This is a genomic window from Streptacidiphilus monticola (assembly GCF_042658505.1).
Classification (GTDB): domain Bacteria; phylum Actinomycetota; class Actinomycetes; order Streptomycetales; family Streptomycetaceae; genus Streptacidiphilus; species Streptacidiphilus monticola.
The window spans coordinates 25,182-37,526 of the sequence record NZ_JBHSQJ010000020.1; the positions used below are offsets into that span (position 1 = coordinate 25,182).

A 12,345-nucleotide genomic window follows, 5' to 3' on the forward strand; every position below is an offset into this window, starting at 1 on the left:
AGCGGCTACGCCGCTTTCAGGGCCTCGCGCAAGGGCACGCGGGCGCCGCTGCGGAGCACACTGTTGCGGTAGACCCGCCCCGCGAAGCGCAGCAGGACCACGCCCAGGGCCAGCGTCAGCGCGAGGGCGACCAGCACCTGCCACAGCTCGGCCGTTCCCATCGCGTAGCGCATGGGCATCAGCACCGGCGCGAACAGCGGGATGTAGGACAGCACCCCCACCAGCCCGTTGCCCGGGTCCCCCGGCACCACGCTGATGCCGATCACCCACGCGGCCACCAGGGGCAGGATGATCGGGGCCATCGCGCCGCCCAGGTCCTCCTGGCGCGACACCGTGGCGCCCACCGCCGCGAACAGCAGCGCGTAGACGATGAAGCCGGCCAGGTACCAGACCAGTGCCCAGAGCAGCGAACCCACCGACCCGGACAGGGAGATGCTGATCGTCCCGGTCGCGATGCCGACGCCGACGCCGAGGGCGCCGGGCACGAGGATCTGCACCAGGCCGAGCGTGCCGGTCCCGATCACCTTGCCCGCCAGCAGCTGCCAGGGCTTGAGCGTGGACAGCAGCAGTTCGACGACGCGGCTGCTCTTCTCCTCCACCACCCCCTGGGCCACGATCTGACCCACCGTCATCAGCGACATGTACATCAGCAGCCCCGCCGCGATGGCGATGGCCAGCCGCTGGCTGCGCAGCGGGTCGGCCGGGCGCAGCGTGGTCACGGTGACCTGCGCCGCCGCCACCGCGCTGCTCACCTGGGCGGGGTCGCCGCCCAGCTTGCGGATCTGGGCGTCGAGCGCGGCCTGGCGGTCGTAGGTCTGGAACAGCGCCCGCAGCTGCGCGCTGAGCGACTTGTCGACCGTCACCCTGGTCCCCGAGGCGCTGGGCTGGGCGAAGGCCGCCACGTCCCCCGCCTTGACCGCGGCGACCCCCGCAGCTGCGTCGGCGACCGTGCGCACCTCCAGGTTCTGGCCCAGGGCGGTTGCCAGGGCGTCGAGTTGGCCGCCCACCGCGGCGTCCGCCTGGGTCAGCGCCACCTTCTCCGTGCTGGGGCCGTGGTGCTGGACGAAGTGCATGACCACCGGGAAGCCCGCGAACAGGACCGCCGCGATGGCGAGGGTGATCGCGAAGGCCTTGGAGCGCATCCGCACCCGCAGCTCGCGCCCCGCGACCAGACCGACCGCCGTGCTGCTCCTCACTGCTGCCCCTCCCCCGCGCCGACCGTCTGCTCGGCGCTGACGACGTGGCGGAACAGGTCCGTCAGCGACGGCCTGCTCCTGGTGAACTCGCGGACCGGTCCGGTGGCCAGGGCGGCGGCCAGCACCGCCTGGTCGTCGGCGCCCTCCTCCAGCCGCAGGACGGTGCGCCCGCGCTGCGCCGGCAGGACGGTGACGCCCGGCAGGCCCGCGGCCCACCCGTCCGGCGCCCCCGGGGCGTCGACGAGCAGCAACTCCTCTCCCCCGGACCGCAGTTCGTCCACGGTGCCGCAGGCGACCATGCTGCCCGCCCGGACGATGCCGACCCGGTCGCAGAGCCGCTCGACCAGTTCCAGCTGGTGGCTGGAGAAGATGACCGGGATGCCCTGGGCCGCCTTCTCGCGCAGTACCTCGCTCATCACGTCCACGGCCACCGGGTCGAGGCCGGAGAAGGGCTCGTCGAGGACGAGGATCTCCGGGTCGTGCACGAGCGCCGCGGCGAGCTGCACCCGCTGCTGGTTGCCCAGGCTGAGCTTCTGCACCTCGTCGCCGCGGCGGGCGGCGACGCCCAGGCGTTCGGTCCACTCCTGTGCCGCGCGCACGGCCGCCGGGCGGTCCATGCCGTGCAGCCGGGCCAGGTACTCCAGCTGCTCGCCGACGCGCATCCGCGGGTACAGGCCCCGCTCCTCGGGCATGTAGCCGATGCGGCTGCGGGTCTCCAGCGTCACCGGCGTCCCGTCCCAGCGCACCTCGCCGCTGTCGGCGGCGAGGACGCCCAGGGCGATCCGCATGGTGGTGGTCTTCCCGGCACCGTTGCTGCCCACGAATCCGAAGATCTCGCCGGCCCGCACGTCGAACGTCATCCCGTCCAGGGCGACGGTGTCGCCGTAACGCTTCGTCAACTGGTCTATGGCCAGACGGCGGTCAGCCATCCGTGCTCCCCCGGTGTGCTCGATGGTCTGCGGGCCGGATCGGACCCGTCAGCACCCTACCCCTACCCCGCGCGGTGATCAGGGTCGTGGACCTCCCCGACCAGCTCCTCCAGCACATCCTCCATGGTCACCAGGCCCAGCGCCCGCCCGTCCCGGTCCACCACGCCGGCCAGGTGGGCGGTGGCCCGGCGCATCGCGCCGAGGGCGTCGTCCAGCGGCAGGGCGCGCGGCACGGTGATGACGGGCCGCCACATGTCCGGGGGTACCGGCACGTCCGGCTCGTCCAGGTCGAGCATGTCCTTGACGTGGAGGTAGCCGAGGAAGCCGCCATGGGCACCGAGGACCGGGAAGCGCGAGTAGCCGGTGCGCACCGCCAGTTCCTCCACGTCGGCGGGCGTCGCCTTGGAGTCCACCGTGACGACCTCGCTCATCGGCAGCAGCACCTCGCTGACCGGGCGGCGTCCCAGCTCCAGGGCGTCCTCCAGGCGCTCCTGGGCCACCCGGCCCAGCAGTCCGGCGTCGTGGGCCTCCTCCACGAGGTGGCCCAGCTGCTCGCTGGTGTAGGCGGCCTCGACCTCGTCCTTGGGCTCGACCCCGAGCAGCCGCAGCAGCAGGTTGGCGAAGGCGTTCAGGAAGGCGATGAAGGGGTGCAGCGGCCGGGACATCGCCGCCAGCGGCGGGCCCAGCAGCAGCGCGGCGCGCTCGGGCGTGGCCAGGGCGATGTTCTTGGGCACCATCTCGCCCAGCACCATGTGCAGGAAGACCACCAGGGCCAGGGCGATCACGTAGCCGAGGGGATGCACCAGCTGGTCCGGGACGCCGAAGGCGTCGAAGGGGCCCTCCAGCAGGTGGGCGACCGCCGGTTCGGCGAGCGCGCCGAGCAGCAGCGAGCAGACGGTGATGCCGAGTTGGGAGGCGGCGAGCATGGCGGAGACGTGCTCCAGCGCCCAGAGCACGGCCCGCGCGCGGCGGTTGCCGGTCCCGGCCAGCGGTTCCACCTGGCTGCGCCGGACCGAGATCAGGGCGAACTCGGCGCCGACGAAGAAGGCGTTGCCGAGCAGCAGCAGGAGCGAGGCGACGATCTGCAGGGCGCCGGTCACCGTCGTCCCTCCCGGTGGTCGCGCAGCGGGTGACGGACGATCAGGACCCGTTCCGTGCGATGGCGTTCGATCTCCAGCGCGGTGAGCGACCACCCCGGCAGCTCGGCGGTGTCACCGGGCGCGGGCAGCCGTCCGAGCAGGTCGGCCAGGAGTCCGGCGACCGTCTCGTAGGGGCCCGCGGGGGCGTGCAGGCCGATGGACTCCAGCAGGTCCACCCGGCACCGCCCGTCGGCCTCGTAGGCCGGCTGCCCCTCCACGGGGGCGACCGCGCGCAGCTCGGGCAGGTCGTCCGGGTCGTGCTCGTCGAGCACCTCGCCGACCATCTCCTCGACGATGTCCTCGAGCGTGGCCACGCCCGCCGTACCGCCGTACTCGTCGATGACGACGGCGAGTTGCTGGCGTCGGCGCAGCAGCTCCAGCAGCCGTTCGGCGGGCAGCGTCTCCGGGACGAGCAGCGGCTCGGCGGCGATGGCGGCCACAGCCGTCCGGTCGCGCTGGTCGTGCGGGACGCCGAGGGCGTCCTTGAGCGTGACGGTGCCGACCACGTCGTCGATGGACCCGCGGTAGACCGGGAAGCGGGACAGCCCGGTGGCCCGGGTCAGGTTGAGCACGTCGGCCGCCGTCGCGGTGTGCTCCAGCGCGCTGACGGCCACCCGCGGGGTCATCACGCTCTCGGCGGTGAGCTCGCCGAGTCCCAGCGCGCGCACGAACAGGTCGGCGGTGTCCGACTCGAGTGAGCCCTCGACGGCGGAGTGCCGGGCGAGCGAGATCAGCTCCTCGGCGCTGCGGGCGGAGGCGAGTTCGTCCTGCGGCTCGATCCCGAAAGCGCGCACGACCCGGTTGGCGGCGCCGTTGCACAGCAGGATGACGGGGCGGCAGACCAGCGAGAACACGCGCTGCGGGGTGGCCACGGCCCGGGCCGTCTGCATCGGCCGGGAGATGGCCCAGTTCTTCGGCACCAGCTCGCCGACGACCATCTGCAGCACGGTGGCCGCGAGCATGCCGACCACGACGGCGACGCCGCGCGCGGCCCCGCCGAGGCCGATGTCGCGCAGCACCGGGGTGAGCAGGGTGCCCAGCGCCGGCTCGGCCAGCACGCCGACCAGCAGCGAGGTGATGGTGATGCCGAGCTGGGCGCCGGACAGCTCGTAGGAGAGGGTGCGCAGCGCGCGCAGGAGGCCCCGGGCGCGGCGGTCGCCGTCGGCGGCGGCCCGCACGACGCTGCCGCGGTCCACGGTGACCAGGGCGAACTCGGCGGCGACGAACAGGCCGTTGGCGAGGATCAGCAGTAGGGCGACGGCCAGGAGCAGCCATGCCGTGGAACTACTGTGAGGGTCCATAGGGGGGAGATCGTCTCCGGATCTGGTTTTAACCGTTCTTGGCAGAACGGCGTCTGAGTTTTGACCTGTCAGTGTACGGGCCGCTCGGTGGCGGTCCCCAGCAGGTCCACGCAGACGCGCAGTTCAGCGGTGTGGCGCAGGGCCTGCCTGCGCCCGGATCCGGGCTGGATGGCGACGACGGCGAGCGTGCCGCCGTCGGCGAGGTCGAGCACCGCCCAGGGATCGCCCGGGCCGAGGTGGACGCCGAGGATCTCGGCCCACGCCAGCCGGCGCCGGTGCAGGAAGTTGACGACGGTCAGCCCGTCCCGGTCGGCCCGCGCCCGGGGCCGCGCGAGCACCACCAGCACCAGTGCGAACAGCAGTCCGGCGACGCCGATGCCGACGCGGTCGTGGCGGTGCCAGTCGGCCGGACCGAGGTAGGCGATCACGGAGAAGAACAGCACCGAGACGACCGCCAGCCCCAGCAGCACGACCCGGGTCGCCACCGGCCGCCAGGTGCGCGGCAGGGACGGGAGCTCGGGACGGCGGCCGGGGCCGGTGGACATGACGTTCCCTCAGCAGGCGGACTACAGGCGGCAGGCGTGGATGTTGGTGACCAGGATGGCGCGCGCGCCGATGCTCCACAGGTCGTCCATGATCCGCTGAGCCTCCTTGCGCAGCACCATCGCCCGGACCGCGACCCAGCCCTCGCTGTGCAGCGGGGACACGGTCGGCGACTCCAGCCCCGGGGTGAGCGCGACCGCCTCGTGGACGCGCTCGGCCCGGATGTCGTAGTCCATCATCACGTACCGACGGGCCACCAGGACACCCTGCAGACGGCGCAGGAACTGGTCCACCGCCGGGTCCTCCTCGGCACCGACGGGGCGGATCACCACGGCGTCGGAGACCAGGATCGGGTCGCCGAAGACCTCCATGCCGGCGTTGCGCAGGCTGGTCCCGGTCTCCACGACGTCCGCGATCACGTCGGCCACGCCCAGCTGCACGGCGGTCTCCACCGCGCCGTCGAGCTTGGTGACCTCAGCGGTGACCCCGTGCTCGGCCAGGTGCTGCCTGACCAGCCCGGTGTAGGAGGTGGCGATGCGGCGGCCCTCCAGCTCCTTGACGCTGGACGCCACCCCGGGCGGGCCGGCGAAGCGGAAGGTGGAGCCGGCGAAGCCGAGGGAGAGCACCTCCTCGGCGTTGGCCTCGGAGTCCAGCAGCAGGTCCCGGCCGGTGAAGCCGACGTCGAGCCGCCCGGAGCCGACGTAGATCGCGATGTCGCGGGGGCGGAGGTAGAAGAACTCGACGTTGTTCTCCGGATCGACCAGCACCAGCTCCTTGGAGTCCTTGCGCTGGCGGTAGCCGGCCTCATGGAGCATCGCCGCCGCCGGCTCCGAGAGCGAACCCTTGTTGGGGACTGCGATGCGCAGCATCGTCCTTGCCTTCCTGTCCTGTGCCTGACGGTGGGTCAGACGGGGATCGAACGGGGTCACAACGAAAGCGGGGCACCGAAACGGCTCGGTGCCCCGCTGACCAGATCTCGCGGGGTGCTACAGATGCGCGTAGACGTCCTCCAGGGTGAGGCCGCGGGCGACCATCATCACCTGGAGGTGGTAGAGCAGCTGGGAGATCTCCTCGGCGGTCCGCTCACCGGACTCGTGCTCGGCGGCCATCCACACCTCGGCGGCCTCCTCGACCACCTTCTTGCCGATGGCGTGCACGCCCGCCTGCACCAGCTCGGCGGTGCGCGAACCGGGCTCGCCTGCGGCGGCCTTCTGCTGGAGCTCCGCGAAGAGCTCGTCGAATGTCTTGAGCGCCATGATGGCCCTACCCTACGTGGTTCTCTCCCGCCCCCAGGTGACGGTCCAGGGACTGGACGCCTACGGCACGGGGAACGGACTAGCGGACCAGAAGCGCGGTCGTCAGGGCGGCGGTCGCCGCCTCGTAGCCCTTGTCCTCCTTGGAGCCGGGCAGCCCGGCCCGGTCCACCGCCTGCTGCTCGTCGTCGCAGGTGAGCAGCCCGAATCCGACCGGCACGCCGGTGTTCACGGACACCTGCGTCAGCCCGAGGGTCGCCGCCTCGCACACGTAGTCGAAGTGTGGCGTCCCGCCCCGGATGACGACGCCCAGCGCGACGACCGCGTCGTAGCCGCGGTCGGCGTAGGCCTTCGCCACGACGGGCAGCTCGTAGCTGCCCGGCACGCGGACCAGGACGGAGTCGGTGACCCCGTACTCCTTGAGCGCCTTCTCCGCCCCGGCGATCAGCCCGTCCATGACGGTCACGTGCCAGGACGAGGCGATCACAGCCACCTTCAGCCCGCTCGCGTCGACGACGTCGAGCTTGGGAGCTCCCTCACCACTCACTTCGGATTCCTTCTTCTCGTTGATCAGGTTGCACTCTCCCCAGGGGCGCGGGGAACTGCGCGAGCAACACACCCCTCGCGGAGGTTCGTCCCGCAGACGCGGTCGGACCTCCCCGGGTGGTGGGCTGGTCCCGCGGTTCCCCGCGCCCCTGACGGGGGTGCACGGCTAGGCGAGCCAGGGGAGGTCGTGGCCCATGCGGTCGCGCTTCGTGCGCAGGTAGCGCACGTTGTGTTCGCCGACCGTCGTGGGCAGGGGCTCGCGGGCGGTGATCTTGATGCCCTCGGCCTCCAGCGCCGCGCCCTTGTCGGGGTTGTTGGTCAGCAGGCGGATCGAGCGCACCCCGAGATCGGCCAGCATGCCCGCCGCCGCGCTGTAGTCCCGGGAGTCGGCCGGCAGCCCCAGCTCCAGGTTGGCGTCCACCGTGTCGTGGCCGGCCTCCTGCAGCTGATAGGCCTTCAACTTCCGCACCAGGCCGATGCCGCGGCCCTCGTGGCCGCGCAGGTAGAGGACGATGCCCCGGCCCTCCTCCGCGATGCGGTCCATCGCCTCGGCGAGCTGCGGGCCGCAGTCGCAGCGCAGCGAGCCGAAGACGTCGCCGGTCAGGCACTCCGAGTGGATCCGGACCAGCACCTCGTCCGCGTCGTCCACCTCCCCGGTCACCAGCGCCACGTGCTCGACGCCGTCCGGCTCGCTCACGTACCCGTACGCCCGGAACGCGCCGTGCGTGGTCGGCAGCGCCGTCTCCGCGGCCCGGACGACCCGGCGCTCGCGCTCCCGGCGGAACTCGATCAGGTCCTCGATCGAGACGAGCGCCAGCCCGTGCAGGTTCGCGAACTCCCGCAGCTGGGGCAGGCGCGCCATGGTGCCGTCCGGGTTGGCGATCTCGCAGATCACCGCGGCCGGGCGCAGGCCCGCCAGGCGGCACAGGTCCGGGCCGGCCTCGGTGTGGCCGGGGCGTTCCAGCACGCCGCCCGGCCGGGCCCGCAGCGGGAACACGTGGCCGGGGCGCACGAACTGATCGGGCGTCGACCGCGGGTCGGCCAGCAGGCGGATGGTCCTGGCCCGGTCCGCCGCCGAGATGCCCGTGGTCGTGCCCTCGGCCGCGTCCACCGACACCGTGAAGGCGGTCCGCATGGACTCGGTGTTCCGGCCGACCATCTGCTCCAGCTCCAACCGGTCCACGTCCTCACCCACCATGGGGACGCAGATCAGGCCCCGAGCCTCGCGCATCATGAACGCGACCAGCTCGGACGTGGCCAGCTCGGCGGCGAAGACGAGGTCGCCCTCGTTCTCGCGGTTCTCGTCGTCGACGACCACGACGGGCCGTCCGGCCGCCAGGTCGGCGACCGCGCGTTCGATGCGGTCGAGGCTCATGCCGCTGCTCCCTGCGGAAGGGCCGTGCGCTGCCACCAGCTGCGCATGCCGAGGATGACCAGGACGAAGTAGACGACGTAGATCAGACCGGAGAAGGCCAGCCCGCTGTTGAAGGCCAGCGGCACGCCCACCAGGTCCACGGCCAGCCAGGCGAACCAGAACTCGACCCAGCCGCGGCCCTGTGCGTACATCGCGGCCAGCGTGCCGACGAACAGGTAGGCGTCCGCCCACGGGGACCAGGAGAGGTTGTAGGCCTGGAACAGCTCGGCCACGCCCACCGTGCCGACGGCGGTGAAACCCACCAGCCAGGCCCGCTCGGTCCAGCTCGCGAAGCGCACGGCTATGTCGCCCTGGCGCTGCCGTCCGCGCTGCCACTGGAACCAGCCCCACAGCGAGACGGCGATGACGATGAGCTGCTTGCCCACGCCGCCGCTCAGGTGGGCCGAGGAGTAGGCCGCCACCAGCACCAGCCCGGACAGCAGCTGCACCGGCCAGCTGATCACGGACCGCCGCCAGCCCAGCGCCAGCGCGCCCAGGCCGAGCAGGTTGCCGATCATGTCGGACCACTTGATGGACTCGCCGAAGGCGGTGAAGGCCACGGAGTTGAGGTCGTCGATGAAGCTCATGGTGCGTCAGACTCCCGTCGATGCGCTGGGGTTGGCGGCGGTGCCGGTCGAGTGGCCGAGGAGCCGCTCGACGTACTTGGCCAGGACGTCGACCTCGAGGTTGACCGGCTCGCCGGGCTGCTTGAGGCCGAGGGTGGTGTGCGCGAGGGTGGCCGGGATCAGGCTCACCGTGAACGAGTCGGCACCGGCCTCCACCACCGTCAGGCTCACGCCGTCCACGGTGATCGACCCCTTGTCGACCAGGTACCGGGACAGCTCGGCCGGCAGGCTGAAACGCAGCACCTCCCACTGGGGATTCCCGTCCGCGCCGGGCTCGCCGGGGCTGCGCTCCAGCAGCGTCGCGGTGCCGTCGACATGGCCCTGGACCAGGTGTCCGCCGAGGCGGGCGCCGAGCGCCATCGCGCGCTCCAGGTTGACCTTCGAGCCGGGGACGAGCGCGCCCAGCGAGGACCGCTTCAGCGTCTCCGCCATCACGTCCGCGCTGAACTCGCCCGGACGGGCCGCCAGTTCGGCGTCGGTGTCGAGGACCGTGAGACAGACGCCGTTGACGGCGATGGACTGGCCCTCGCGGGCGTCCTGGGTGGTGATCGGGCCGCGCAGGCGAATGCGGGAGGAGTCTCCCAGGTCCTCGATGGAGAGGACTTCGCCGAGCTCTTCGATGATTCCCGTGAACACTGACCCTCCGTGCCTCAAGCGCTGCCTCAGCGCGGGCTCCGGGGGTTCTCGGGAGAGAGACCGCAGACGTGGTGCACGGGCCGGACAGGACGCCCACTGCGGACGCCCGCGCTGCTGGAGCGGGACGGCCGCCGTGGCGGACCACGGCCCGACGTCTGCCGCGCACTGCCTCCCATCCGGACTTTCACCGTCGGTCCAGGAATTTCACCTGGTCAACCGACCGCTGGAGGCGGCCGGGTCGCGGACTGTAACCGCCGGTTCGGAATTACACCGACCCCGGAGTGCGCAAACGTCGTTACTGCTGCCCAACAGTCTGCCACGCCGGACCATTCCCGGATCAATGTGGGCTCGGTCACGCGCCGCTCGCGGCGGCCCCCGGCTGGACGAGTCCGCTCTCGTAGGCGAGCACCACCAACTGCGTCCGGTCGCGGGCGCCGACCTTCAGAAGTGCCCTGCTGACATGGGTTTTGACGGTCAGTGGGCTGACCGCGAGCTGCTCGGCTATCTCGTCGTTGGTCGCCCCGGTGGCGACCAGGGCGACGATCTCGCGCTCCCGGTCGGTCAGCACCGAGAGGGCGGCCGGGTCCGGGCGCGGGCGCTCGGCGGGCTGCTCCAGGAAGCGGGCGATCAGCCCCTTGGTGGCGGCCGGGGACAGCAGCGCCTCACCGCGGGCCACGACGCGGATGGCGTCGAGCAGCACGTCGGGTTCGGCGCCCTTGCCCAGGAAGCCCGAGGCGCCGGCGCGCAACGCCTGGAACACGTACTCGTCCACCTCGAACGTCGTCAGCACCAGCACCCGGACGTCGCCCAGATCCGGGCAGCCGGTGATCTGCCGGGTGGCGCCGAGCCCGTCGAGGCCGGGCATCCGGATGTCCATGAGCACCACGTCGGCCTGCTGCTCGCGGGCCAGCCGCACCGCCTCGTGGCCGTCGCCCGCCTCGCCGACCACGGTGAGGTCGGGAGCGGAGTCCACCAGGACCCGCAATCCGGCTCGGACGAGGGCCTGGTCGTCGGCGAGCACCACACGGACCGTCATCCGCGCGCACCTCCCGCCAGCGCGTAGGGCAGTTCCACGGCGACCCGGAAGCCGCCCCCCGCGCGGTGGCCCGCGCGGAAGCTGCCGCCGACCGAGGCGGCGCGCTCGCGCATGCCGATGATGCCGTAGCCGCTGCCCTCCCCCGGCTGCCCGCCGGGGTCGGCCGGGCCGTCGTCCTCGACCTCCAGGCGCAGCCGGTCGGTGCGGTAGGCGAGCCGCAGCCGGGCCGCACCGGTCCCGGCGTGCTTGCGGACGTTGGTCAGCGACTCCTGGACGACCCGGTACGCGGTCAGGTCCACAGCCGCCGGGATCTCCCGCGGCTCCCCCTCGACCTGCTGATCCACCGTCAACCCGGAGCGGCGGAAGGACTCCAGCAGTTCCGGCAGCCGGTCCAGACCCGGCGTGGGCTCGTGCGGGGCTGCGTCGCTCTCGTCGCCCTGCCGCAACACGGCGACCGTGGCACCGAGTTCGGCCAGCGCCGAGCGGCCCGCCTGGCGCACCTGTGCCAGTGCCTCGCGGGCGGCGTCCGGCTGGCTCGCCAGGACGTGGGAGGCCACGCCGGCCTGGATGTTGATCAGCGCGATGTGGTGGCCCACGATGTCGTGCAGCTCGCGCGCGATGCGCAGCCGCTCCTCGGCGACCCGGCGGCGCGCCTCTTCCTCGCGGGTGTGCTCGGCCCGCCGGGCCCGCTCCTCGATGGCGGCGACGAAGGCCCGTCGGCTGCGCACCGCCTCGCCCACGGCGACCGCCACGGCGATCCAGGCGAAGGCGACGGCGTTGACGGTGCGGTCCCAGGGCTCGGGCGAGAGCGCCATGCTGGTGACGCCCAGGGTCAGCACGCACACCCCGCCGGTGGCGAGCGCCAGCCGACGGTCCACCACGGAGCACACGGTGTAGACGGCGAGGGCGGCCCCGAACAGGATCGGTCCGCGCACCGGGCCGACGACCATGTAGCCGAGCGTCGCGGCCACCGTCACCGCCGCCACCACCAAGGGGTGGCGGCGCCGCCAGACCAGCGGCAGGTACACCAACAGGCCCGCCACACTGAGCACTTCGGAGGGGTCGAAGTCGGACCAGGCCTGCTGCGGGTGGTGCGCCACCGGCGCCAGGAGGGTGGCCAGGTACAGCGCGAGGGCCAGCAGCCCGTCGGCCCAGTAGGGATGGACCCGGGCCAGGGTGCGGGCGCGGCGAAGAATCTCCATGTCAGGAGGCAGTTAACCGCATCCGGGTGTACGCGGCGTAAGGATCCCATGAAGGGGGGCGGGGTCAGTGACGCTCCGCCTTGGCCACGCGAGGGGTGGTCTGCTCGGGCGTCGACTTCGCGAAGGCGACCACCTGGACGCTGCCGCCTGCGGGCACGTCCTCGGCGAAGGCGACGGTGTGCTCGACCACCTTGCCGCTGGAGTCGACGAAGTCCACCTGGACGGCGTAGGACGCGGTCTTGGCACTGCTGTTGGTGATGTGCAGCACGACCGCCCGCCGCCCGCTGGTGGAGGCCGTGGGCAGGCCCTGTACCCGGACGTCGGCGAGGGCGTTGCCGCGGCCGCTCACCCCGGACAGGACGGCGGACGCCGACGCGCTCGCGGAGGCCAGCTGCGCGGAGGCCTTGGACGCCAGCGCCTCCGCGCTCGCCTTCATCGCCGCCGCCTCGTCGGTGCCCGAGGGGTGCGCCGCCGCCAGCGAGGCGGCCGCGGACTGCAGGGCGGAGGCGTCGGCCCGCAGCGTG

14 protein-coding genes and 1 riboswitch are annotated in these 12,345 nt (G+C 72.6%); all 14 genes read right to left on the reverse strand.

All coding sequences use genetic code 11. The annotated features are described in order from the left end of the window. Positions 1-5 precede the first annotated feature (5 nt). On the reverse strand, positions 6-1,196 hold the full coding sequence (locus ACFP3V_RS06585) for an ABC transporter permease (RefSeq protein ID WP_380580724.1): 1,191 nt from the start codon (positions 1,194-1,196) through the stop codon (positions 6-8). Beyond that, a complete protein-coding gene (locus ACFP3V_RS06590) occupies positions 1,193-2,125 on the reverse strand; it encodes an ABC transporter ATP-binding protein (protein WP_380580726.1) in 933 nt (310 codons plus the stop codon). The genes ACFP3V_RS06585 and ACFP3V_RS06590 overlap by 4 nt, the downstream gene beginning before the upstream one ends. Before the next feature lie 62 nt (positions 2,126-2,187). Next, complete coding sequence (locus tag ACFP3V_RS06595; RefSeq protein ID WP_380580729.1) at positions 2,188-3,225, reverse strand: hemolysin family protein; 1,038 nt, start codon at positions 3,223-3,225, stop codon at positions 2,188-2,190. Beyond that, on the reverse strand, positions 3,222-4,565 hold the full coding sequence (locus ACFP3V_RS06600; protein WP_380580732.1) for a hemolysin family protein: 1,344 nt from the start codon (positions 4,563-4,565) through the stop codon (positions 3,222-3,224). Before ACFP3V_RS06600 ends, ACFP3V_RS06595 begins: the two co-directional genes overlap by 4 nt. A 68-nt stretch (positions 4,566-4,633) precedes the next feature. Further along, the gene (locus ACFP3V_RS06605; RefSeq protein ID WP_380580735.1) at positions 4,634-5,110 is read right to left on the reverse strand and encodes a PH domain-containing protein; all 477 of its coding nucleotides are present in this window, start codon (positions 5,108-5,110) and stop codon (positions 4,634-4,636) included. 21 nt (positions 5,111-5,131) lie between these two features. Continuing rightward, positions 5,132-5,977, reverse strand: coding sequence for an ATP phosphoribosyltransferase (gene hisG, locus ACFP3V_RS06610; RefSeq protein WP_380580737.1), 846 nt, complete (start codon positions 5,975-5,977; stop codon positions 5,132-5,134). Positions 5,978-6,094: 117 nt separating this feature from the next. Beyond that, positions 6,095-6,364, reverse strand: a complete 270-nt coding sequence (locus ACFP3V_RS06615) for a phosphoribosyl-ATP diphosphatase (RefSeq protein WP_380580739.1) — start codon at positions 6,362-6,364, stop codon at positions 6,095-6,097. 79 nt (positions 6,365-6,443) lie between these two features. Then, positions 6,444-6,908, reverse strand: a complete 465-nt coding sequence (ribH, locus tag ACFP3V_RS06620; protein WP_380580741.1) for a 6,7-dimethyl-8-ribityllumazine synthase — start codon at positions 6,906-6,908, stop codon at positions 6,444-6,446. 165 nt (positions 6,909-7,073) lie between these two features. Next, positions 7,074-8,282, reverse strand: a complete 1,209-nt coding sequence (locus tag ACFP3V_RS06625) for a bifunctional 3,4-dihydroxy-2-butanone-4-phosphate synthase/GTP cyclohydrolase II (protein ID WP_380580743.1) — start codon at positions 8,280-8,282, stop codon at positions 7,074-7,076. After that, entirely contained in the window at positions 8,279-8,908 is a 630-nt protein-coding gene (locus tag ACFP3V_RS06630) for a nicotinamide mononucleotide transporter family protein (RefSeq protein ID WP_380580745.1), read from the reverse strand. Before ACFP3V_RS06630 ends, ACFP3V_RS06625 begins: the two co-directional genes overlap by 4 nt. 6 nt (positions 8,909-8,914) lie before the next feature. Then, positions 8,915-9,583, reverse strand: a complete 669-nt coding sequence (locus tag ACFP3V_RS06635) for a riboflavin synthase (protein WP_380580747.1) — start codon at positions 9,581-9,583, stop codon at positions 8,915-8,917. A gap of 158 nt (positions 9,584-9,741) precedes the next feature. Then, positions 9,742-9,872: riboswitch (FMN riboswitch) on the reverse strand. A 63-nt stretch (positions 9,873-9,935) separates the two neighbouring features. Further along, complete coding sequence (locus tag ACFP3V_RS06640) at positions 9,936-10,619, reverse strand: response regulator (protein ID WP_380580749.1); 684 nt, start codon at positions 10,617-10,619, stop codon at positions 9,936-9,938. After that, positions 10,616-11,821 carry a sensor histidine kinase gene (locus ACFP3V_RS06645; RefSeq protein ID WP_380580751.1) on the reverse strand — a complete coding sequence of 402 codons (1,206 nt, stop codon included), beginning with the start codon at positions 11,819-11,821 and terminating at the stop codon, positions 10,616-10,618. The genes ACFP3V_RS06640 and ACFP3V_RS06645 overlap by 4 nt, the downstream gene beginning before the upstream one ends. Positions 11,822-11,885: 64 nt before the next feature. Continuing rightward, a partial coding sequence (locus ACFP3V_RS06650; RefSeq protein WP_380580753.1) for a hypothetical protein occupies positions 11,886-12,345 on the reverse strand: 460 nt, incomplete at its 5' end.

What these genes read in the sequence shown, in the direction of transcription:
- ACFP3V_RS06630 (WP_380580745.1), bottom strand. Translation starts at nt 8,908, where the DNA reads ATGAGCTTCATCGACGACCTCAACTCCGTGGCCTTCACCGCCTTCGGC.
- hisG (WP_380580737.1), bottom strand. Translation starts at nt 5,977, where the DNA reads ATGCTGCGCATCGCAGTCCCCAACAAGGGTTCGCTCTCGGAGCCGGCG.
- ACFP3V_RS06625 (WP_380580743.1), bottom strand. Translation starts at nt 8,282, where the DNA reads ATGAGCCTCGACCGCATCGAACGCGCGGTCGCCGACCTGGCGGCCGGA.
- ACFP3V_RS06605 (WP_380580735.1), bottom strand. Translation starts at nt 5,110, where the DNA reads ATGTCCACCGGCCCCGGCCGCCGTCCCGAGCTCCCGTCCCTGCCGCGC.
- ACFP3V_RS06600 (WP_380580732.1), bottom strand. Translation starts at nt 4,565, where the DNA reads ATGGACCCTCACAGTAGTTCCACGGCATGGCTGCTCCTGGCCGTCGCC.
- ACFP3V_RS06590 (WP_380580726.1), bottom strand. Translation starts at nt 2,125, where the DNA reads ATGGCTGACCGCCGTCTGGCCATAGACCAGTTGACGAAGCGTTACGGC.
- ACFP3V_RS06645 (WP_380580751.1), bottom strand. Translation starts at nt 11,821, where the DNA reads ATGGAGATTCTTCGCCGCGCCCGCACCCTGGCCCGGGTCCATCCCTAC.
- ACFP3V_RS06640 (WP_380580749.1), bottom strand. Translation starts at nt 10,619, where the DNA reads ATGACGGTCCGTGTGGTGCTCGCCGACGACCAGGCCCTCGTCCGAGCC.
- ACFP3V_RS06615 (WP_380580739.1), bottom strand. Translation starts at nt 6,364, where the DNA reads ATGGCGCTCAAGACATTCGACGAGCTCTTCGCGGAGCTCCAGCAGAAG.